This window comes from Vibrio eleionomae, from assembly GCF_009874545.1.
Classification (GTDB): domain Bacteria; phylum Pseudomonadota; class Gammaproteobacteria; order Enterobacterales; family Vibrionaceae; genus Vibrio; species Vibrio nitrifigilis.
Genome location: NZ_WEKT01000032.1, coordinates 32,621 through 55,516, shown reverse-complemented (window position 1 = coordinate 55,516; position 22,896 = coordinate 32,621). Strand labels below are relative to the sequence as shown.

The following is a 22,896-nucleotide window of genomic DNA, read 5'->3' as shown; positions in this document are numbered from 1 at the left end:
GGATTGAATTCTTATTAGGAATCGTTATTATCTGTCTCAAATAATATAATTCATTCATTTTTGTTACATTTTTTTTCAGCTTTATTTAAAAGGACCATAGTATGCGCCAATTACTCAGTAACTTGTCGATCAAGTTACAGGTTGTGATACCGGTAATCATTACCATGCTGTTATTAATAGCGGGTATTACCTACAGTACATCGACGCTTAAATCAGCATTTGATGAAGCCTCTAACTCCACTCAGAAGCTTATTCAACATAAAGAAGAAGTTATAAATATCATCGATAATACTTACGGTATGCGCATTAAAGCCATATACAGTTTGTTCAGACCCGAAGATGTTGCTGAATTAAAAGCTTTATTATTAAGTAAACAAGAAAAGAACAAGCAAGAGCTCGCTCGCTTAAGCGATGTACCAGAACTTCATGATGAAATAACGCAATTAGATCAGGCGATGAATTATTACGTTAATTATTCAATTAACACGATGATTCCACTTTTACATGAGAGGCATCAACAAAATTCAACCTCTATTCAATTTGATCAGAAGTATGATGATGCAAGCGCTGCCTATCGAGACGCCGGAGCAAAGATGGTCGCTGCAATTAATCATCTTTCAAAAACATTAAATACTCTCGCCATTGCTGACATTAAAAAGAATGAAGACATCCACTCTTCAGTGATCAATAACTCAACGATTGGCTTGATCGTCATTCTTGTTTTAGCGGCTATTGCTAGCTGGATTCTCGCTGAAATCATTGTTAAACCGATCCGACATCTACGCGAAGTCATGCGTGATGTAGCATCTGGCGATTTAAAAGTAAAAGCAAAAGTAGATGGTAATAATGAAGTAACAGCTTTAGCGCGTGATATTAATGGCACTGTCGAACAGTTACGCTCAACCGTCGGTGCTTTAGTACGTATTAGTGTCGATGTTGCCTCTGCGTCTACAGAACTTGCTGCTGTAATGACCCAATCGTCTGTCAATTCAGACCAAGAGAAACAAGAAGTTGAACAAGTGGCCTCTGCGGTTAACCAACTAGAAAGTGCGGCCCAAACCGTAACAGATAATGCCCATCATGCAGATCAAGCGGCTCAAGATGCAAAACAGTTAGCCACCAATAGTTTAACTATGTTTGCCACCAGTAGTCGTGCGAATGACAAAATGGTCAGTCAACTAGGTCATGCCGCCGATGTCGTTAGCAGTTTAAAAGCTCAGTCAGAGAAAATTGGCCAAGTCATTGAAGTGATTCAAGGTATTTCGGAACAAACGAATTTGTTAGCGCTCAACGCCGCTATTGAAGCCGCCCGAGCCGGTGAAAGTGGCCGAGGGTTTGCAGTCGTTGCGGATGAAGTACGTATGTTAGCCGCTCGAACCCAAGAATCGACGAAAGAGATTCAAGCTATTATTGAAGAGCTCCAATCACAATCAGGTTCTGCTAATGATCAAGTGCTATCTAGCTTAGAGACACTGCATGAGAACCAAAGTTTAGCCGAACAACTGAGCCAAGCACTGAATAACATTAATCAATCAATTACCCAGCTCAGTGAAATGAATACTCAAGTTGCAAGCGCCTCGGAAGAACAGAATCAAGTAACAAGCGATATCAACAAAAACCTCGCGAATATCTATGAGCTGGTGAGTCAAAACGTTACGGGCATTACTCAGTCAGCCGCGGCAAGCCAAGAGCTATCGAACTTAGCTGAGACACAAAAACAAGAACTCGGTTACTTCAAGGTTTAACAGACTGTAAAGCGAATTTGTTTTAGTTCTTAAAAAATGACAAAAGGCAGCGAGACGCTGCCTTTTGTTTTACTTAAACGAGATGATTATTCGTCATCGACTTTAGGTGCTGTTTTTTTCCGTGGAATAAATACACTATCGCCCACTGCAACATTCTTATAATAACTCTTATCACGTTTAGCTGGTTTCTTCGCAGATTGCTTAACTTTAGGTTTCGCAGGACCTTTGTTCCCTTGATTTCCTTTATTAACGGGTTTGCGTGGCTTCAAGCCTTTGAATTTACCTTCTAACCCCTCTAACACATCAAAGTTAAGATCTTGACGCAAATAACGTTCAACACGTTTAAAGCTATCCCAGTCTTTAGGTCCAACAAAAGAAACCGCATCCCCTTTGTTACCCGCTCGGCCGGTACGCCCTACACGATGCACATACTCTTCTGTATGTTTTGGCATATCAAAGTTGATGACATGCGTCACCGTTGAAATGTCTAAGCCGCGTGATGCAACATCGGTCGTGACCAAAATTTTAAATACCGCCCGTTCAAATTGACTCATGATGGTATTACGCTGCGCTTGATTGAGGCTACCGCTTAACGCGACCGCTTTCAGTTTGCGCTCATTCAACTTTTCAGTCAGTCGTTCTGTATCAGCGCGAGTCGCAGTGAAAATAATCACCTGACGATAATCTTCTTGCTCGAGAATACGATCCAATAACGCTTCTTTATGGTCGAGGTGGTCACATAGATAAAAACGTTGCGTAATATCTTTATGTTGCTCATTAGAGACACCAATCGAAATGCTACGTGGTTCATTAAGCATTTCCGCAGCGATATCGTTAACTTGGTCGTGATCTAACGTCGCAGAGAACAACAAGGTTTGACGGCGACGGTGTTTAGCCGCTTTATGAATACGACGTAGCTGAGGCGCAAAACCTAAATCCAGCATACGGTCAGCTTCGTCGAGTACCAACGTTTCTAAACCATCTAAGAATACGGAACGATGATCAAGGTGATCAGCTAGACGACCAGGCGTAGCCACAATGAAACGAGGGTAACGGCGTAATGCTTTCACTTGGTCATTAAAGTTTTCCCCACCAGTAATTAATACCGCATTGTAGGATAAACCACTTAACGTTGAACGCAGTTCGCTATACACCTGCTTGGCCAACTCTCGCGTTGGTACCAAAATAACGCCTCGCGGATCCTTTGCAGAGAACGCTTTTGTTTTGAGCGATTTATGTAACATTGGAAGTAAGAAAGCCAATGTTTTACCAGATCCGGTTTTCGAAGACGCAAGCAAGTCTTTCCCTGCAATCGCATACGGGATAGCTTGTTGTTGGATTTCAGTTGCCTTTTTGAAATCGTAGTGCGCAAGTGTCTTCAATAATCGGTTATCTAAGCCTAAATCTTTAAACTGCAAAGGATTCTCCAAATACAAAATTCCACCAATTTAGGAGGTGGAAAGGGGTTTAACTTTAAAACTGCGTATACTACCGCGAAACGCTAGTTTAAGGATAGTGAAGATAAAAAATATTCGGTAGGGAAAACTCAAGATGATCAATCCAAGCTATTCTCACGATTTGTTACAGATGATGTTAACTTCATCGACAATTCTGCATTTTAGTCTTGAATTTTTTGGGTTATTTTTACTAAATCATTAGAAATACTGATTATACTGAAAAAGCTACTATATTGAGATTTATAAAAATATAGAGCGTCAATTTGATACAAACTATCTATCAAGGAGTTCGATATGAACAAGATTTTACTGGCTGCTGCGGCATCTTCAGTGTTATTACTGGCTGGGTGCGCCTCAGGTCCAGATTCAGCAACGTCAGACAAACTTGATGACTTAAGTAATCAAGTTAGCCAATTGAATGATGAAGTGGCTTCACTTAAAAGTGAAAATGCTGCGCTGGCCTCTAAAGCGAACCAAGCAGCTGATGCTGCAACAGCCGCTCAAGAAGAAGCCGCTCGCGCAAATGAACGTATTGATAACATTGCACAATCTTATACTAAATAAGATATTTGCAATATGATATGAACAGAGACAGTTCCCTGTCTCTTTTCATATCCGTTCTATCTGCCTTCCGCAACTTGAACCGGAACACCATTTTGTGCAGTAATGACCGCCTGCGCTTTTACTGCTGATATTCCATATTCATCTAGCCACCACTTTAACTCTATTGGCATCGTCAGACGTTTTTTCACACCATCGCTACGCGTTAAAGGTTCATGAGCCTCCATATAAACACTACGATCAGGCTCGAGTGTTGTTTTAATCGGATCATTAATAACTTTTACCTTTAGACCGGTGTGCACATGATGAAATAGCCAATCAATATTTTCTGGTTCCATGCGTATACAGCCTGAGCTTACGCGCAAACCAATACCAAAATCTTTATTAGTGCCGTGAATGAGATAATCGCCAGCACCATAAGCTAAACGCAATGCATAATCCCCCAGCGGGTTATCGGGGCCGGCAGGCACCACTTTCGGTAACTCCACCCCTTTTTTGGCATATTCTTCGCGAATGGATTGCGGTGGGGTCCAAGTGGGATGGGGGCGTTTTTGGCTGATCTTTGTCTCCATAACTGGCGTATCTCGCCCAATGCGCCCAATGCCAACAGGGAAGATATGGACTACGTGCTTTTTAGGCTCAAAATAATATAGACGTAATTCAGCTAAATTGACGACGATGCCTTGGTAAGGGACATCAGGCAAGATGATTTGCGATGGAATGGTTAATACGTAACCTTCTTGAGGCAAGAACGGATCAACCCCTTTGTTTGCCGCCATTAGCGCAAGAAAACCGACATCATATTGTTTGGCAATTTGCGCCATGGTTTCGTGTTTTTTCACCTCATGGTACTGAATACTACCAACCATACGGCTACCTTTAACGGGAAACGAATACGTGGCAGCCCACACAGAACTCGCGTAAGTACACGCGACAAGACATCCCACTATTAACCAGTTACGCAACATTAAGTCAATTTCCCTTAGCCTGTTTATACAGACTTAAGGTTACTTCTCTTTCCACTTTATGATCAACTATCGGTTGGGGATAAGATAACGCTTGGTGATTAGGTGCTTTCCAAGGTTGGTGAATAGATTTGTTATCTAACGACGCCAGTTCGGGAATCCATTGACGAATAAACTCTCCATTAGGGTCAAAACGCTCACTCTGACTCACTGGGTTGAAGATGCGAAAGTACGGTTGGCCATCACATCCAGTAGAAGCACACCACTGCCAGCCACCATTATTTGCTGCGTAATCACCATCAATCAGATGTTGCATAAAGTACCGTTCTCCAGCACGCCAATCCAGATGTAGGTCTTTAGTCAAAAAACTGGCAACAACCATTCTTAAACGGTTATGCATCCAACCGGTAGCATTAAGTTGTCGCATCGCAGCGTCAACAATCGGAAATCCAGTCTGACCTTCACACCAAGCCTGAAACGCAGTATCGCTATTATGCCAAACGAGATTGGCTCCCCAATGATGAAAATCTTTTGCTTTCGATAACTTAGGTTCAAAGTGTAAAAGGTGCTGGTAAAATTCACGCCATACCAATTCACTTAACCAGGTTTCAGCTCCGTCCGATAAAAATCCAACCTCACTTTCTGCAAAAAGCCGTGCCATACATTGGCGAGCGGAGAGAGCCCCAATGGCGAGATAAGGTGATAGCTGGCTAGTACTATCAAGAGCTGGGAAATCTCGCTCCTGATTATAACGAAAGGCTTTATCACGACAAAAAGCTCGTAATGCTTGGCGAATTGCATCAAAGTGAACAGGCCATTGCTCACTTGATTTTCTTGGATAATCAAAGGGCTGATCTGTAGACCATACGAATCGCTGCCACATACTTTTTTCTTGAGCCACAGAGCATTGAACCGGCAAGATTTTCTCAATCACTGGCCGCGACATCTTTTGCATCCAAGCCCGCTTGAAGGGAGTGAACACTTTAAAATAAGTACCTTGTTTGCTTAAGACACTTCCTGGCTTTTGCACGCACTTATCATCAAACCAAGTGGATTCAATCCCTATTTTTGCCAGTGCAGCTTCTGCGTGCTGGTCACGTAAAACTTCATTGATTTCATAATCTTTATTACCCAGAACATGAGTAGCACCCACACCTTTAGCAAATTCAACCACGGCCTCTATCGACGCTGAAAAATCATCGACTTGTCGATAACACAAAGGAATATTAAGTGCCGATAATTCCTTTTGCAGCTCAGTTAAACGGCGATAAATGAAATCCGCTTGAATAGGGGCCATATCATGGCTTGCCCACTGTTTAGGAGTAGCGATGAACAACGCAAGCACAGGTTCACCGCTTGCAACGGCACAATGTAAGGCTTGATTATCAACCGCACGCAAATCTCTTCTAAACCATACGAGCTTCATGATCAGATCCTTATGGTAATTGATGGTCAGACATTAAGGTTTGCAACACTTCAGAGAACTGTGTTGTGCCATTAAACGTCTCAACTAAGCGACGCACTGCTGCGTATTGGCTTTCAGGCAGACTATGATTGGAAAACAACGCCATGTGCTGGTAGTTTTTTAAACCTGAGTGTTCTTCTAAACCTGAAATATCTTCGACACCTTCTAGATAGGTGACAGACCAACCTTGTTCACTTAGAGCAACCGCCCAAAGCCAAGCGAGAACACTCCCGTTTGGATCGAAACTAATACAAAGGCTCTGACCTTTCGAATTGGATTTATTTTCAGATTCAAGAATCGAAGCCAGACGGCTCACCATTAAGCTCTGAAAGAGCCCTTTTTGTAACGTTTTAAGCGGACCTTTTACTTGCTCTAACGCATGATAAACGGGTAAAACAAATTGCTGCTCAACCAGAGCGAGTGGATACTCTTTGAAAACCGTAGCAATCAACTGTTGGGCCTTGGCACGCTTAAATTGCGCCAAATAGTCAAGTAAACGTTGATTTTCATCCAGTGCTGTCGCGGTATCATTTTCATCATATTGAGATTCAGATGGCCCATATAGCAACTGGCTCACTTTCCCGATCGCAACACCTTTTGCAAGCCAGCTCTGAATATCACGAATTAATTCAATATCCTGTTCTGTGTATAAACGATGTCCTTTATCTGTTCTTTGCGGCTGAACTAAGTTATAACGTCGTTGCCACGCACGCAAAGTGACTGGTTTAACACCCGTTAATTCGGCGACTTCACGAATAGCGTATAACTTCACGCTGTCTTTAAATGAATCACAACCCATATCTGAGTTTCAACTCCTGAGGATAAGGGTCTAAGTAACGCTGCTGGCTTAAATAAGCATCAGGATACATAGACAAATAGTGTTTTAGCAGGGTCATCGGGGCTAGCAATGGCAAGACTCCGCGGCGATAATCATCAATGGTTTGAGCTAACTCCGCTTTTTGCGATTTAGAAAGTGCACGCTTGAAGTACCCCTGCAAATGCATCAGTACGTTAGTATTATTTTTTCGGCTCGCTCTGTGTGCAAGTGCTCTCATTAAACCAACTCGGTATTCCTGGAAAAAATCCTCAATATCATACGATGCAATGTCGGCGACTAAACGTCCTAATTCACGGTAAGATTCTGGATGATGAGCCATCAAAGTTAATTTATAACGACTATGAAATTGCACAATTTTCCCTGCCGTAGGCTGTTGCCCCATCGATTGATAGAAATCGTGCAAGCAAAAGATTCGGGTGACAAAATTTTCCCGTAAAACCGGATCGTTAAGCCGACCATCTTCTTCAACAGGTAACCATGGCATCCGCTCCATTAAAATTCGGGTATAAATACCTATCCCCGATTTTTCAGCATTATTCTCTTGATATACTTTGACTTTCTCCATACCGCATGTGGGTGATTTAGCACACACAATATAGCCACACATAGGTTGGTCAACAAGGTCAGCAACCCTTTGTTCTGAGTATCGAAGCATGGCATCTGTATGATCGTTATTCGGATTTTTGGTTTCCACCAAAGCGATACGATCTTGATCTCTAACCAAGCGAATGGTCGGCCTAGGAACAGGCATCCCCATACCAATTTCCGGACAGATTGGTTGGAAAACTACATGTGGCCCCAGTTCTTGTTGCACAAAAGCATTACTTTTATGTCCCCCATCGAACCGGACTTTATCCCCATAAACACATGAGCTTATGCCTACTAGTATTGCGTTAGATGCCATGCTTCATCCCCAGCTATACAAAAATTTATCTTGTATAAGATATAGCAGTTATTCACAATTGTACAAATATTTTTATTGTATAAGAAAAATATCACTAATTAAGTACTACGGCATGACGATATATTCAGCCAATTTATTGACTAACGTTTACACCTCACTTTCTCCATCTCAATATTGTGACGACACGATAAATAAGTGATTACTAAAATTGATTTTTGAAGTAAAGTTGCGTTAACTCAATAAAATATAAGATAAAATTTATTTAGATAACACAAATACAAATAACCTAAGCATGAGAACAACCCATGATTGGCATAAATTGTGCTAATTTTAGACAGTAAATAATTTGTATATAGATTTTTATCTGGTTTCATAACGATCTAGAACACAATCCCTGTAATAAAAGCAACAAGATGTGTATGCTCACGATTGATTAGCTGCTGTTCTATGATGAATCCAAAGTACAAATAGCAACAAACTAACTAGCCGAAGAACGATGTAAGCCTAAGGATATCGACGTTTGAGTAACCGAAGTCTCGCTTTAGAGCAAACTATCCAACGACTAACAAACCGCTTAGTTCAAGACCCTGAACAGGTCCTTACTGATGCGCATGACTGTTTGTTGCAAGCCAAAACCTACAACGATAATGCAGCAACATTGCAGTGCTTGCTCCTCATTACCCAAAGCTCATGGCGCCTTAAAGAATTAAAAGCCAGTTTAAAATATATACGCGCAGCGCTTCGCTTACAGCAATCCCTTGATAATGACGACTATCTTGCTGATATTTATCACTATCATGCTGTTATCTATTGGGAACAAGCGCAGTATTACACCGCGCAACAATATTGGATTCAATCGCTTGAACAATCTGCTTGGTCTGATAATCCTTGTATTCAAATTGAAGCGCTACTTGGGTTGGGTAATGTATGGCGGGTCACTGAGGAATACAAACTCGCCAAAGCGACTCACGAACTTGCCGTCAGAGCAGCTAACAGTATCCGCCATACAGAGTTAGAAGCTCGAGCCCGAATATTTCTCTCATGGGATCTCTATTATCTTGAACGCTACCCAGAAATGCTGACGGTATTACAAGGTGCAGACGATCTTCTACAGCATAATCCCGACAAAATTTTGGAAGCTCAAGTATGGGATTTTCGCGCGGTGGCATTACTGGAATTAGGGCAAGTCGATGCCGCTGAAAAAGCCGCTAACCAAGCACACGCCCTTGCTGACACATACCAGTCGGTATGGATGAAGACCTTGGCAATGATGAGCTTAGCCAAAATTGAACTGTTAAAAGGGCAAACGGAGCAGGCGTTAAAGTGGTTACGTGAAGCAGAAAGTCACGCGCAGTTTTCGGAAGTAAACAGTGATGAGATCCTTGCTCGCATTTACCAAAAACAATCCGATATTGCCGAACAAATGGGAGATATGCAAAGTGCCTATCTTGCCTTCAAACATTTTCGCTCACACTCACTTGCCTATGTGCGTTCTCAAACTGCTCAACTGGGCTCAGATAAAGCGCGCCTATCAAAACAACAGCTTGAACAGAAAGCGCGTAAACTCATTAATCGTATTCGTGGGTTACACGAATACAACCCTGATAAACGCTACTCTAATATGGTTTCCGAAACCTTTTGGTGGGAGCAGTTAGTTCAATTAAAAACAGAGTTACGTCAGTCCAACTATTCCGTGATCGTTGTTCGTCATAATGATCCGCGCATCATCGACGTATGTACCGAACTGACGCATACGTTGAGTAGCTCCAATGACTTTTTAACTCGCCTTAGTAGTGAACGGGTGGGCTGGCTAATCGCAGATAAAGGAGCAGAAGCAGAACAACTCTGTAGAACGCTGTCACAAATGCTAACTATCTACCCGTGGCATCGTAAAGGACTGAGCTGCGAGCTCCCTTCCGTGATATTACAGAATATTCTAATGTTTCCATTTACCTTGGAACAACTAGAGCAAGAATCCGACAACGAGGAGAATCTAGACCGTGGAAAACCTGCTTAATAAAGTTCAGGAAGCCGGCTACGATGTGACGAGCCTCGTTGGTGAAGAGTCGATTGAGTTTTGGCATAACATGCAAGAAACAGTGGCATCGACCACTGAAGAGCAAGTGCTTTGCTTAATGATATGTGCTGAGCATCAAGCCACATTTGATTATCACAAACAAAGTATTGATACACTAATATCCGCTCTGCAACTACTCAAGAATGCCGACAGCCCTAGAGCAGATCTGATGCTCTCTTTGCGCAACAGTTTAAGTGAGCGGTATGTCGCAACAAACCAGTATGATAAAGCGCTAGAGGAATACATTACACTCACTCGGCTTGCGATTGAGTTTGGCGATATTGATTCGTACGCGATAGCTATCTTAGGTATGGGTAAACTGTGCGAACGATTTGGTGATACGTCACGTGCCATCCGGTACTACCATAAAATAGATACGGTTGATCATGCTCTTTCAGGTCGTAGCTTACGTTTGCACTATAAATTGCACAAGTTGAGCTGCTATATCCGCTTAAACAAGCGTAAATTGGCCCAAAAAATCTTAAAGGAATGTGAAGAACTCTCAATTTTAGTCAGTGACAAACTACTGACAGGGCAAATGATGCTGTTTCAAACTCGCCTATATCGCCAACAAGGCGATATTAATCAAGCATTACATGTTTTAGCCACCATTCCTTATGCAGTCGGCAACTTTGAATCGTCTTGGTTTGCCTGTATGAGTCGAGTTGAACAGGCCTATTGTCTACTAGAGAGTAATAAACCTCATGTGGCTATTTATCTGCTCACTCAAGCAGAGAAAAGAGCAGAGAATGCCAAACTGTCGTCTGAAGTCATCATTTCTCTCTACAATGCTTTTAGTGACATCTACCAACAGCAAGGGCTGTATTCTGCGGCTCTCGAATATGAGAAAAAGTCCTTCACCATCGAATCGAAAATGATACAGGGAATCCCTATTGCTGAATTAGGCGCCAACCAGTTAAGACGCTTATCGAGATTTGATTTACAACTAAAACTCATTCTATCGGAAATGGAAAACCGCGAGTTAAAAGAAACTACAGAGAGTCAAAAGCACACTGTAGCTCAACTACAACAAGATGTATTTACCGATCCTCTTACTCAACTGCACAACCGTCGCTGGCTCGATAGCTGTTTAAAGGATTTATTGATTCATGAAGCCGACTTCGCGTTTTTGATTATTGATATCGACCACTTCAAATCGATCAACGATGAACTCAGCCACTTAGTGGGTGACAAAGCCATCATGAACGTATCAGCACAAATTAGACATTTGTTTGCTCAGTCGAATCACCATTGTATCCGTTTTGGTGGGGAGGAATTTCTCGTTATCATAGAAAATGTCGACCTTAAACAGGCGGAAGATGAGGCCGAAAATCTACGTCTCAATATTGCTCAATTTGATTGGCAACCCGTATTGGGTGATCGGCAATTAACGGTGAGTATTGGAGTAACCTTACATCGACTTGGAGAGAATACCCAGCGTACTTTCCATCGAGCAGATAAAGCGCTTTACCGCGCTAAAGCAAATGGCCGTAATCAAGTTTGCTCCGAATAATATCGTTTCAGAGATAATGTATTACGTTTTGATACTCATCACGTTGAAAGGAAATGCCATTCCTGCCGTGATTGAGCTTGACCTAGGCTCGTTGATGAAGCTCTGAATCCTGCATCTTGAGGTCATTTGGGTATAATATGGATGAAAAACTAGTACCGGAAAAATCAGGGAAAGAATCGACAGGAAATGTCCGTCATTGTTAGCATCTTAAGGCTAGTTGAGTATATAATGCGCCCCCTAATTTTACAGTCAGCTTAATTCGATTGTTCTACTGGCCTCAATCGTTCTTTATACAAAGGATCTCGCTATGAATCTTTCAGCGAAAACTGTCGTTGTTGTTGCTATTGGTGCAGCACTTTATGGCATTGGTGGTTTACCTATGTTTGGTATTCCTGTTTTTGCTAATACGACTTTAAAGCCTGCCATGGCAGTGCTTGCTCTATTTTCTGTTATGTTTGGCCCTTTAGTCGGCTTTCTTGTTGGATTCATCGGACACTGGGTGACCGATTTATTCGCAGGTTGGGGGGTATGGCTTACTTGGATTCTTGGTTCAGGTATCGTGGGCTTCATCATGGGTATGTTCCCATCGCTTACGCAACGTAATCTTGAAAAAGGTCTTTTCCCGATTCGCGACTTCGTTCTATTTGTTGGTTTAGCGCTGGCAGGTAATGTGATTGGCTATGGCTGCTCTGCATTTTTAGACAGTATCCTTTATGGCGAGCCAGAAGCAAAAGTTTATACCCAGATGGCTATCGTGTCTGCGGGTAACACCATTTTAATTGCTGTGGTTGGCTACTTTATTCTGAAAGCTTTAGCGAAACGCAACAAACAAAGTAGCAAACTGACCGAGGCATCATAATCGGCCATGACCATTGAGTTTTCTGATTTTTCTTTTCGCTATGAGTCTCTGGATAAGCCAACTCTAAAGCATATTAATCTCACCATTAAACCAGGTGAGAAAGTCGTGATTATCGGCCCTAGCGGCAGCGGTAAATCAACTCTCGGACAATGCCTAAATGGACTTATCCCTCATAGTATCAAAGGGGAAATTAAAGGTACTTTAACAATCAACGGTCAAAGTACCGCTCAAAGCTCAATGGATTGGCTAACCCAACAAGTGGGCACCGTCTTACAAGATACCGACAACCAGTTTGTCGGTCTTTCCGTCGGTGAAGACATTGCGTTTGCATTAGAAAACCAAAATGTAAGCACTGTAGACATGTACCCGCTAGTTAAATCCACTGCGCAAATGATTGACTTGAGTCACTTACTTAATCAATCACCCCATGACTTATCTGGGGGACAAAAGCAGAGAGTTTCACTCGCTGGCGTGTTAGTCAATGATGTCGATGTATTGCTATTTGATGAGCCATTGGCCGCTCTCGATCCTGTAAGTGGCAAACGCACTATCGAAATCATCGACCAATTGCACCAACAATCAAACAAAACCGTTATTATTATTGAGCATCGCCTTGAGGATGTACTCCATCGTCCAGTTGATCGCGTTATCTTAATGGATAATGGTGAAATCATTGCAGATTTGACTCCAGATCAAATACTGAGTTCTTCTCTTCTGAGTGAGCATGGTATTCGTGAGCCACTCTATTTATCAGCATTGAAAGCGGCAGGATGCCAAATCAGCGCCACTAATCCCCCCTCTTCTTTGAGCACAATGGCGCTCGATCACTATCGTCAAACCGTTGTGACTTGGTGTCACAATGCACTACGTTATCCAAGTAAAGAAAGCACTTCACCCTTACTGACAGTGCGTAATCTGACGTACTCTTACGATGGAGAACGACCAGCTATTGATGATCTTTCGTTTGATATCCATCAAGGGGAATTCGTTTCCGTACTTGGAAAAAATGGGTCGGGTAAATCAACCATTACGAAATTATTGATGGGTGTACTGACACCAGACCAAGGCTCCATGACTTTTGCTGGTCAACCTCTTGAAGCACTTTCCATTTTTGAACGTTGCCAACATATTGGCGTTGTCTTACAGAACCCGAATCATATGATTTCCCATCATATGATTTTTGATGAAGTCGCTTTTGGTTTGCGTAACCGTGGCGATAGTGAAGATACGGTAGAAAAAAAAGTACTCGAAACACTAGAACTTTGTGGTTTAAGTAAATATCGTCATTGGCCGGTTGAAGCTCTAAGTTACGGCCAGAAGAAACGTGTCACCATCGCTTCTATACTCGTTCTTGAACCTAAGTTACTGATATTAGACGAGCCAACCGCAGGTCAAGACTATCGAAATTACACCGCAATGCTTACTTTTATTGAACGCCTTAATCGTGAAATGGGCATGACGGTTATGATCATTTCTCATGATATGCATCTCGTGTTGGAATATACCACTCGTTCGATTGTCATCGCTGATAGTCAATTATTAGCCGATGAATCCATGATAGAGGTATTTACTCAACCTGAGTTATTAGCCCAAGCTAACTTAGCCACAACCAGTTTATATGAGTTGGCACAACGGCTAGAACTACCAGATCCGCTCGCGTTTATGAATCACTTTATCCAGCAAGACAAAGAGTGCGTATGAAAACTGAAAAAATGACGTTTGGTATCAGCTATATCGATACTGGCTCAGCGTTACACGCGCTTAATGGCATCACCAAGTTTTTGCTATTCATCGGCTGGGTAACCGTGGTGCTCACAACATTTGATTTGCGAATTCTCGTTACGATGATCGCATTGGGAATCGGGCTACTTGTCAGTACGCGAGTTCCGGTTAAAGTCTATCGCCCGCTATTAATTGGTACAGGTACTGTGCTACTGCTAAATGCACTTTTTATGTACTTGCTTTCGCCTTCATTAGGAAGTGATGCTATTGGCACTCGACACGTACTGCTATCTTTACCCGGTGATTATTCCCTCACCGAGGAAACACTGTTTTATCTCATTACGGTGACCATAAAATATTTCAGTATGTTCCCGATCGCTTTGGTATTTGTCTTTACCACACACCCAACGGAATTTGCTGCCAGCCTAAACCGTTTGGGACTACCCTATAAGATTGCTTATGCAGTCAGCCTCACTTTGCGCTATTTACCAGAGGTAAAAAAAGACTACATCAATATCATGCACGCGCAGCAAGCTCGTGGCGTAGAGCTATCGAACAAAGCTCCGCTCATTACCAGATTAAAAAATCTGGCCAAAATCTTGGGGCCTTTGATCTTTTCAAGTCTCGACCGCGCTGATGATATTTCCAATGCAATGACATTAAGAGGTTTTGGGCGCCACAAAACGAGAAGCTGGTACAGCTTGAAACCACTCAATCGACAAGACAAACTTTGGATAGGGATAATCGTCCTTATCGTGGTACTAGCGTTAATAAAACGCTTTACAGCAGCCGAACTATTTTGGTATCCATTGAGTTAAACACGTAAGCCGTTTGAGAAATCAAACGGCTTTTTTGACCGAGGAAGGCAATGATGTCATTGAGCATCGCGACAATAAATTTACTCAATTATCTCGCGCCCCCCGATGCGTTTTATGATTTTCTTAATATATATGATAGCGCCCAGTGGCAAGCCAAAACAGATTGGCTATCGCGCCAGATTAACGACATTAATGCCGACATTATTGGCTTTCAAGAAGTGTTTTCTATTGAGGAGCTACGGCTACAACTCCTAGAACTGGGGTATCCGTATTTTGCCTGCGTTGATAAACCAACCATATCCGAAGAATACGTATACTCATCGCCAGTAGTCGCCTTAGCCAGTCGCTTTCCTATTCATAATGCACAAGCTGTCACTGCTCCAACAAGCTCTGCAGAATTCTCTTTTAGTCGTCAGCCGCTTCGCGCCAGTATCCATCATCCACAACTCGGTTGGTTAGACATCTATGTGGTTCACTTTAAATCTAAACGGCCAATTTTTATTGATAACGACAATCGACTAGATTCTCAAACAACATCTAAAAACGAAAGAAGTCATCAGGACATCGTAGAGCAATGGCAACAAGAATGGATGGGTGAATGTCGTTCAACCATGCAACGCGCTTTGGAGTTCCACCAGCTTTACCAAGCGATAGTTCAACGCAAACTCGAAACCCAGTATCCAGTGCTGTTGTTGGGAGACTTTAATCAAGAGCTTAGCCAACAAGAATTCGCACCACTCACTTCAGTGCAATGCTTTCGTCAACCTGAGACTGAGCCTCTTATTCTCCCTTACCGACTGTTTGATTCAGGAGCATTTTGGTATCAAAATAGCCCACAACGGAGACCCACGACCCATTATCATGGTGCTAATGGCTCTATCTTGGACTACATCCTATACTCATGCGAATTTACTCCGCTTGCAGAATTTCCAATCGCATCACTCAGCGAGTATAAAGTTTGGGACCGTCACCTCATTAACCCTCATTACGCTGATGATGCCCAAGCTAGCGATCATGCGATTGTCTCTATTACTTTGATTCCGTATCTCTGATTGAATCGAAACATTTATTAACATCATAAAACTTTATCTTAACAATCTAGTAACTATACTTCCGACTAGGTTGTGTAGCTCACCGCTGCACACTTTTAGCCACAAATAATAGCCCTCAGATTGGAGCGACTATGATGAAAGACTTTGTTGAAACGATGAAACTGCGTGGACAAGCGGCTGAGAATATTTACTTCTCCCAAGTCGACAAAGCCCTCATTGAAGAACTTAAACGTAACCCTGACGTACTCACCCATCGCCAGCAATTGATTGACATGGAACGAGAACTAGCAAAAGAACCTAATATTTTTGAATAGCCCACCATTAATAAGTACAAACAATCAATCAACATAAACAGGTGACAGAGCGCACCTGTTTTTTATTTTAATTCCCTCAGTATTATCCAGAAATACACTTCTCTTTTTATTAAGTACATTGTTAATAACAACATAACCTAGATATCTGATTTGTTTATCAAAAAAATTGATGTAGAGTAAACTCTATTAATATTTCGGTTTTCTTTACTTATAAACCCAAATATCCTTACGGTGACAGGTCCAGTGCTTGATTAACGAGCAAAGGGGAGTTTTATTCGCTCTTATAACGTTACTGATTTTCAATATAAAATAAGTATGTATTCATACTTAAGAACGAATACATTCCCAATACAACAGCATATTGAGGTTATTTGGGTATAAACAACGTCATACATAACCTATCTCGTGATTATTTAATACTCACCTATATATAAGGGTGTTGTGTATTGAATAACCAGAGTAGGTAAGAATAACAATACGCGATTATGTCTAGGGAATGGTTAATGAATTCTCAATTACTCTCTCATCCTAAAAAAAATGCAACAGCATCAGAGCATGATTCATCATCAACAATATTGAATAGTACTGATGCATTAGGATTGATAGAACACGGCAGTGAACTTACTTTAAATATAACAACACCAGTAGGGATGAAATATTCCTGTAAAACACGTTTTATTGGTAGTCACTCTTTGCCATTTATTCTGGTTGAGCCCCCCAAAATATCTGTTGATGATTTTAATGATTTCTTCCAAGAAGGTTTTTGGTTAAATGGCAAGGCAATTGGACAACGAGGTCACGGCTCAGTCATCAATTTTCGTAGTCAAATTGTCCATAGACAACGCTCACCCATACCGATGATTGCATTGTCGGTACCGAATAATATGCATGTCACTCAACTGCGTAAAGAGCCTCGATACAGTGTTAGCCTTGACGCTAACGTCATTCGTCAGTCAGGGACCACAAACTGTGAGATTCGTGACCTTTCCAAAAATGGCTGTCGCTTCGTCACATCTCCCTTAAGCCGCCCTTTTGATCATGGCAATGAACTTAGCCTAGTACTACAATCTTCAGCAGCTTCAAACCTCTCCCCATTGACAGGTACCATCTGTAATGTCACTGACTTAATGCATTACACCGTATACGGTCTGAAATTTGATGAACAAGGAAAAAAAGCCGCATCTGAATTGCTTAAGCATATGAAATTTAATGGTTCGATGCTCTCATTATAAAAATGGCTGAGTGTTCATGACTCTTTAGACAAAAAAAATGCCAACCGTAAAACTACGATTGGCTTAGATATAGTGTGAACAATTTGTATTCACTAACAACGTCAGTTGGCTAGGTGACCCTTTCGGCTTTAAAAGGGTCACTTAGTATTAAGCAGAAAGCGTGCCAACTTTTAAAACTCCCTATTTTAAAGGAAACTTTTATTGTCCCCTTATCGATCTGGATATTTTGCGACCAAATTTTCGCATATTGCAATTCGCATTATGCAAGAATTGCGTTTTCATGACCATTTGCAAAAGCAAAATCTTTGCAAACCTGAACGAACTCTTCACGCAACGCCAAAAAAGTTAGATATACTGCGTGACATAATTTGACATCTTCAAGGTATTGAATGAATTACTTAAGCACATATTTGAAAGGCATCGCAATGGGTGCTGCTGATGTTGTTCCTGGCGTTTCTGGCGGTACAATCGCATTTATCACTGGGGTTTACGATACCTTGTTAGAGAGTATTCGACGCATCAACCCGAGTCTTTGGGGAATTTGGCGTAAAGAAGGGTTTAAAGCCGTTTGTCAGCATATTAACTTATTCTTTTTAATGTCTTTATTTGCTGGAATTCTTACAAGTATTTTGACACTAGCCAAACTGATATCCTGGTTGCTGGTCAGTCATCCCATTCCTACTTGGTCTTTCTTTTTTGGTTTAATTTTGGTTTCTGTGTACCACATGCTCAAACAAGTTGACCAAAAACAAATACCACAGTGGATCTTTCTCTGTGTAGGTATTGCGATCGCTTATAGCATTACTGTCGTCAAGCCTATATCTATGGAGCCATCGGGTATCAACATACTGATAGCTGGTGCGATTGCTATTTGCGCGATGATATTACCCGGCATTTCAGGTAGTTTCATTTTATTATTGCTGGGGATGTATGCGCCCATTCTTGGCGCGATAAAAGGAATGCAATTAGACGTTATCGGTTTATTTGCCGTTGGCTGCCTTGTCGGTATTTTAAGCTTTTCACATTTACTGTCTTGGTTACTGAAAAAGCACCGAGATACAACGCTCATGTTTCTAACAGGCCTGATGCTCGGCACATTGCCTAAAATTTGGCCATGGAAAGAGACAGTAAGCTGGCGCGTTAACTCACATGGTGAAAAAGTACCGCTGTTGCAAAACAACCTATCACCCTCTCATTTTGAGTCTGTGACATCACAACCTGCTCAACTTCTGTTAGCTGTTATTCTAATGCTCTGCGCCATCGCTGTTGTTCTTGGATTGGAAAAATTTGCCAAGCAAGACGATGATGATATAGCCAAATGACCTAAATTTACTATGCGGGCATCTCACCAATGCCCGCTAGTTACAGGCCACAGATCTTCTAATCCTAACCACTATCACGACCTTCACTTTGCCAATATGGTAGACTGTCGATCATTAGCACATGATTGCTACATTCTCTCAGCTGCTCACCATTTTAGATTGGAAATAAATGACCGAATGAAATCACTGATAATTTTACTCTCTGGACTATTTATCGCTCAATCAGCCATTGCTAGCGCTGATATTGAAGTGATTCACCCTTATGTTCAAGTATCAAAACCTAACGAACTCAGCGCTCCTGTCTATGCTCAGATCGTCAATAACTCAAATAAAGATCGCGTTTTAGTTAGCGCCACATCAACCGCAGCGACAAAGACAGAGTTATATGACCAAGTTTCTCGTGGCGGCACAGACAGTGATCGCAAAGCACCATTCTTTACTATTCCAGCACAAAACACGTTGCAACTATCTCAAGATACTAGCTATATCCAATTGATTGGCTTAGTCAAACCTCTAGAAAAGAACAAACACATTCAGTTAAAACTCAATTTTAAAAATGGAGAACAACTCACTCTTCGAGTTCCTATCACGATTGTGGTTACCGATATCATGCATCAAAAAGCAAAAATGGATCAGTGAGTGTTTATTCACTCACTCTTTTCTCGTTCCTACTAATTTACCCACGCCCCAAATATCCACCTTGTTGCCTAACAAGCCTAGTTCACATGCCACTAGGCTCGCGTATATTAACAACGAATTAGACTACACACTTGCGTCAAATTGATTAAAATCTGTCGCACATCCCCTTATTAAGCAATTTTTTTTGCTGTGAGACAATAAATCCTAGACACATTGTCTGGTAACGTTAATATTGGTCACTTTTAGTGGCAGGCACTAAAAAAACTATACATAAAATTTATTCATTACAGGGATAACTATGCAAAGCAACAATATAATAAGTCGTTTTGCGCGAGGTAATCTGGTTCTACAAATCTTGGCAGGTATCATTCTTGGTATCATAGTCGCCAATGTAGCGCCTGACTTCGCGAAAAGCGTCGGTTTACTTGGGAGTCTATTCGTCGGCGCATTAAAAGCCGTTGCTCCAGTTCTCGTGTTTGTGTTGGTCGCAGCCTCTATTGCGAATCAAAATAAAAACAAAAGCACCTACATGCGACCAATCGTCGTGCTTTACTTAGTTGGCACTTTTGCTGCGGCTTTAACAGCGGTAGTTATGAGCTTCCTTTTCCCAACTGAGCTAGCGCTAGTTTCAGGTGCTCAAGGTACAACACCACCTCAGGGCATCACAGAAGTTCTCCAAACCCTATTATTTAAACTGGTTGATAACCCAGTTAGCGCTCTCATGAATGCTAACTATATCGGCATTCTTGCGTGGGCGATTGGTTTAGGTTTAGCGTTAAACCATGCATCGGACAGCACCAAAGGTTTGTTTGAAGATTTAAGCCACGGCGTATCGCAAATTGTTCGCTTCATTATTCGACTTGCACCATTTGGTATTTTCGGTCTTGTATCTTCAACATTTGCCACCACTGGTTTTGAAGCCTTAGTCGGCTATTTACACATTCTCGTAGTGTTACTTGGTTCAATGTTAATTATTGCATTAGTGGTTAACCCATTAATCGTATTCATTAAAACAGGTAGTAACCCATATCCACTGATCTTCAAATGTTTATATCGTAGTGGTGTGACTGCATTCTTTACCCGTTCAAGTGCAGCCAATATCCCAGTTAATATGAACCTTTGTGAAGAATTAGAATTGGATGAAGATACTTATTCAGTTTCAATTCCTCTTGGTGCGACCATTAATATGGGTGGTGCGGCGATCACTATCACCATTTTAACTCTTGCTGCAGTTAATACGCTTGGCATACACGTCGATTTGTTGACGGCTCTACTACTCAGCCTCGTTGCTGCCGTGTCTGCATGTGGCGCATCTGGTGTCGCTGGTGGTTCATTACTACTTATTCCACTAGCATGTAGCCTATTTGGTATTTCTAATGATGTGGCAATGCAAGTCGTTGGCGTTGGTTTCATTATCGGTGTACTACAAGATTCAGCAGAAACGGCGTTGAACAGCTCAACGGATGTCGTCTTCACTGCTGCTGTATGTCAGAGTAAGCAAAAGAAGCAGTATGAATTAGCAGAAGACTAATCGCTGTCATCACTTTGATTTAAAGACAGACGAAAAGGCCCGAGATACATTCTCGGGCCTTTTTCATATACATTGTCAACGTTGAATAACTCTAGCGTCAAATCAGAGCCTTGCTTAAGATCGAATACATTTCCGCTGAAACAATAGAGACTGCTTGGGCATAAGCATTAAAAACGTTTCTGAGTGTAATCAAGCGAGATTTTAGGGGCCGGCTCAAAGTGTTCTTCATAGTGCCCTAAATCTGGAGACGGCGCTGGTGACACTTGAGACTGCAGTTTTGCCTTTTCTGGAACCAATTCTGCTTCATCAGTAGGCTCAAAAGGCACTTCAACATTGTCTTCGAGTTCTTCTATAACATCACGGCTTGGCGCTTCAACAATTTCTTCATCATCAACCTCTTCTCCCTTATGTGGAATGGGAATTGGTCGTTTATAGAGTTTATTTAAGGCACGAATAATGGAATGTTTGTGAACCGAATTGGTCGAGATTTTTTTCTGGAGTGGTTTCGCTAGAGATTGAAGCCCGACGACAGAATCAACACCAATTTTTGTCCCCACATTATCACGTAATACTGCCGCTGGTTCAAACCCAAAGTATGCCGACAAAAAGAGCCATATATAAGAAATAGCGTTCCCATTGACCCCGTAATCCATCCAAGCATCACCAGCGTAATACATCGCTTCAGCATTACCTTGCTCTGCAGAACGCTCTAACCAATAACAGGCTTTACGATGTTCGATAGACACCCCAATTCCATGCAAGTAATTGAGCCCTAGCTTCATCATTCCAACTTTGTCGTCAAGTTTCGCGGCTTTGTAATACCAATAAGTAGAGTCACTAGGAGACTGTGAAATATTGTCTTTGGATGTCGCCCAATCACCTAAGAAAATCATCGCTTCGATAAGGCGATTCTCTGCAGCAGCATGAATTAGCTGCAAACCTTTTGTGACATTAATTTCAGTACCACGGCCATAAACCAATAATTTACCCGCTTCCAATTTTGCATGAGTATCTCCCTCTATCGCTTTTATATAGAGTTCCCAAAATTTGAGTTTCTCACGTAAAATCAAGTCTTCTTGCATACGGCGACAAATACGAACTAAACCATACATACCGTTAAGGTTGTCCATTAGCGCCGCTTTTTCATACCAAAACAAAGCTTCCTTATAATTTTTCCGTTCAGCTTCCTTTGCCAAATGTAGCATGGTAGGCACATGACCAGACTCCGCTTTAAACAAACGCTCTTTATGTTCCTGATCTCGCATGCGTTGCAGTGCTTTTCGATATGCTTCCTCTTTCGCTACTTTTTCAGCTTCCATTCGGCGGCGACGCATTGATAGCGTAATCATCCAAACGAAAATAAGAATGAGCGAAACACCCAGCACACCAATGGCAATCCCAATGGTATTCATCTAATCGTATTCTTTCTTCTCTAGGGGAAATCGTTTATCAGGGCATGAACGTCAGTGTTCTTATCCTTAAACCATTTCACGTATTGCTGTATTGATTCTGGATTGATCGTCAATGCTTTCTGTAAAAGGGTTAAGAATAATCCAGTATCATGATGTCATTTGAGTATATACTACCTTACTATTGTTAAAAGTGGCATCATCGATTCCACTTACCCTAGCAAGAAAACCTATCCGTTAGAAAATCCCCTCAAACTTTAATTGAATCATACACTTCTAGACGTCGTATTTTGAGTCACTATCGTTATACCAACCACCATGTATTAATCAAGCATACTCATTTAAAGAATGATATGACTTCAAATCAGTGCCTTGCCTAAGATCGAGCACACTATCGATGAGACAGAATCATGAGGTTACTTGGGTATAATCATATGGTTATTCCTGTCATTTTTTGTACAAGTTACTTGACC

Annotated in this window: 19 protein-coding genes; 13 read left to right on the top strand and 6 right to left on the bottom strand. The window is 41.7% G+C overall.

Translation table 11 applies throughout. The features are described 5' to 3' along the window. Positions 1 to 101 precede the first annotated feature (101 nt). A complete protein-coding gene (locus tag F9817_RS15560) occupies positions 102 to 1,745 on the top strand; it encodes a methyl-accepting chemotaxis protein (RefSeq protein WP_161157086.1) in 1,644 nt (547 codons plus the stop codon). A gap of 86 nt (positions 1,746 to 1,831) precedes the next feature. Here the strand turns inward: F9817_RS15560 and F9817_RS15555 are convergent, their stop codons facing one another. Continuing rightward, the gene (locus tag F9817_RS15555; protein WP_161157085.1) at positions 1,832 to 3,175 is read right to left on the bottom strand and encodes a DEAD/DEAH box helicase; all 1,344 of its coding nucleotides are present in this window, start codon (positions 3,173 to 3,175) and stop codon (positions 1,832 to 1,834) included. Positions 3,176 to 3,496: 321 nt separating this feature from the next. Between F9817_RS15555 and F9817_RS15550 the strand changes: the two genes are divergently transcribed. Further along, entirely contained in the window at positions 3,497 to 3,766 is a 270-nt protein-coding gene (locus F9817_RS15550; RefSeq protein WP_161157084.1) for an Lpp/OprI family alanine-zipper lipoprotein, read from the top strand. 56 nt (positions 3,767 to 3,822) lie between these two features. Here F9817_RS15550 and F9817_RS15545 read toward each other — a convergent pair whose 3' ends face one another. The 4 genes from F9817_RS15545 to F9817_RS15530 are packed head-to-tail and all read right to left on the bottom strand — an operon-like array spanning position 3,823 to position 7,935. Beyond that, positions 3,823 to 4,731: a L,D-transpeptidase family protein gene (locus F9817_RS15545; RefSeq protein ID WP_161157083.1), complete on the bottom strand. Its 909-nt coding sequence runs from the start codon at positions 4,729 to 4,731 to the stop codon at positions 3,823 to 3,825. 4 nt (positions 4,732 to 4,735) lie between these two features. Continuing rightward, positions 4,736 to 6,154: a deoxyribodipyrimidine photo-lyase gene (phrB, locus tag F9817_RS15540; protein ID WP_161157082.1), complete on the bottom strand. Its 1,419-nt coding sequence runs from the start codon at positions 6,152 to 6,154 to the stop codon at positions 4,736 to 4,738. Between the two features lie 10 nt (positions 6,155 to 6,164). After that, entirely contained in the window at positions 6,165 to 6,992 is an 828-nt protein-coding gene (locus F9817_RS15535; protein WP_161157081.1) for a MerR family transcriptional regulator, read from the bottom strand. Beyond that, positions 6,982 to 7,935, bottom strand: coding sequence for a YbgA family protein (locus tag F9817_RS15530; protein ID WP_161157080.1), 954 nt, complete (start codon positions 7,933 to 7,935; stop codon positions 6,982 to 6,984). Before F9817_RS15530 ends, F9817_RS15535 begins: the two co-directional genes overlap by 11 nt. A gap of 520 nt (positions 7,936 to 8,455) precedes the next feature. On the opposite strand from F9817_RS15530, the gene F9817_RS15525 reads away from it, so the two are divergent. The 11 genes from F9817_RS15525 to sstT all read left to right on the top strand — a co-directional run bounded on the left by F9817_RS15525 (position 8,456) and on the right by sstT (position 21,014). Beyond that, the gene (locus F9817_RS15525) at positions 8,456 to 9,952 is read left to right on the top strand and encodes a tetratricopeptide repeat protein (protein WP_161157079.1); all 1,497 of its coding nucleotides are present in this window, start codon (positions 8,456 to 8,458) and stop codon (positions 9,950 to 9,952) included. Next, positions 9,936 to 11,525 (top strand): diguanylate cyclase, encoded by a 1,590-nt coding sequence (locus F9817_RS15520; RefSeq protein WP_161157078.1) that lies wholly within the window; start codon positions 9,936 to 9,938, stop codon positions 11,523 to 11,525. Before F9817_RS15525 ends, F9817_RS15520 begins: the two co-directional genes overlap by 17 nt. Before the next feature lie 307 nt (positions 11,526 to 11,832). After that, entirely contained in the window at positions 11,833 to 12,384 is a 552-nt protein-coding gene (locus tag F9817_RS15515; RefSeq protein WP_161157077.1) for an ECF-type riboflavin transporter substrate-binding protein, read from the top strand. A 6-nt stretch (positions 12,385 to 12,390) separates the two neighbouring features. Continuing rightward, positions 12,391 to 14,085 (top strand): ABC transporter ATP-binding protein, encoded by a 1,695-nt coding sequence (locus F9817_RS15510; protein ID WP_161157076.1) that lies wholly within the window; start codon positions 12,391 to 12,393, stop codon positions 14,083 to 14,085. Next, positions 14,082 to 14,924 (top strand): energy-coupling factor transporter transmembrane component T family protein, encoded by an 843-nt coding sequence (locus F9817_RS15505; RefSeq protein ID WP_161157075.1) that lies wholly within the window; start codon positions 14,082 to 14,084, stop codon positions 14,922 to 14,924. The genes F9817_RS15510 and F9817_RS15505 overlap by 4 nt, the downstream gene beginning before the upstream one ends. Positions 14,925 to 14,974: 50 nt before the next feature. Further along, positions 14,975 to 15,976: an endonuclease/exonuclease/phosphatase family protein gene (locus tag F9817_RS15500; protein ID WP_237476266.1), complete on the top strand. Its 1,002-nt coding sequence runs from the start codon at positions 14,975 to 14,977 to the stop codon at positions 15,974 to 15,976. Positions 15,977 to 16,107: 131 nt separating this feature from the next. Further along, positions 16,108 to 16,290: a hypothetical protein gene (locus F9817_RS15495; RefSeq protein ID WP_161157074.1), complete on the top strand. Its 183-nt coding sequence runs from the start codon at positions 16,108 to 16,110 to the stop codon at positions 16,288 to 16,290. A 503-nt stretch (positions 16,291 to 16,793) separates the two neighbouring features. Further along, complete coding sequence (locus F9817_RS15490) at positions 16,794 to 17,522, top strand: PilZ domain-containing protein (RefSeq protein WP_161157073.1); 729 nt, start codon at positions 16,794 to 16,796, stop codon at positions 17,520 to 17,522. 389 nt (positions 17,523 to 17,911) lie between these two features. Further along, complete coding sequence (locus F9817_RS15485; protein WP_161157072.1) at positions 17,912 to 18,844, top strand: polyprenyl-phosphate transporter; 933 nt, start codon at positions 17,912 to 17,914, stop codon at positions 18,842 to 18,844. A 177-nt stretch (positions 18,845 to 19,021) separates the two neighbouring features. Beyond that, complete coding sequence (locus tag F9817_RS15480; RefSeq protein ID WP_161157071.1) at positions 19,022 to 19,483, top strand: copper chaperone PCu(A)C; 462 nt, start codon at positions 19,022 to 19,024, stop codon at positions 19,481 to 19,483. Between the two features lie 298 nt (positions 19,484 to 19,781). Continuing rightward, a complete protein-coding gene (gene sstT / locus F9817_RS15475) occupies positions 19,782 to 21,014 on the top strand; it encodes a serine/threonine transporter SstT (protein ID WP_161157070.1) in 1,233 nt (410 codons plus the stop codon). A gap of 167 nt (positions 21,015 to 21,181) precedes the next feature. On the opposite strand, the gene F9817_RS15470 is transcribed toward sstT, so the two are convergent. Continuing rightward, the gene (locus F9817_RS15470; protein ID WP_161157069.1) at positions 21,182 to 22,426 is read right to left on the bottom strand and encodes a tetratricopeptide repeat protein; all 1,245 of its coding nucleotides are present in this window, start codon (positions 22,424 to 22,426) and stop codon (positions 21,182 to 21,184) included. Between the last annotated feature and the right edge of the window lie 470 nt (positions 22,427 to 22,896).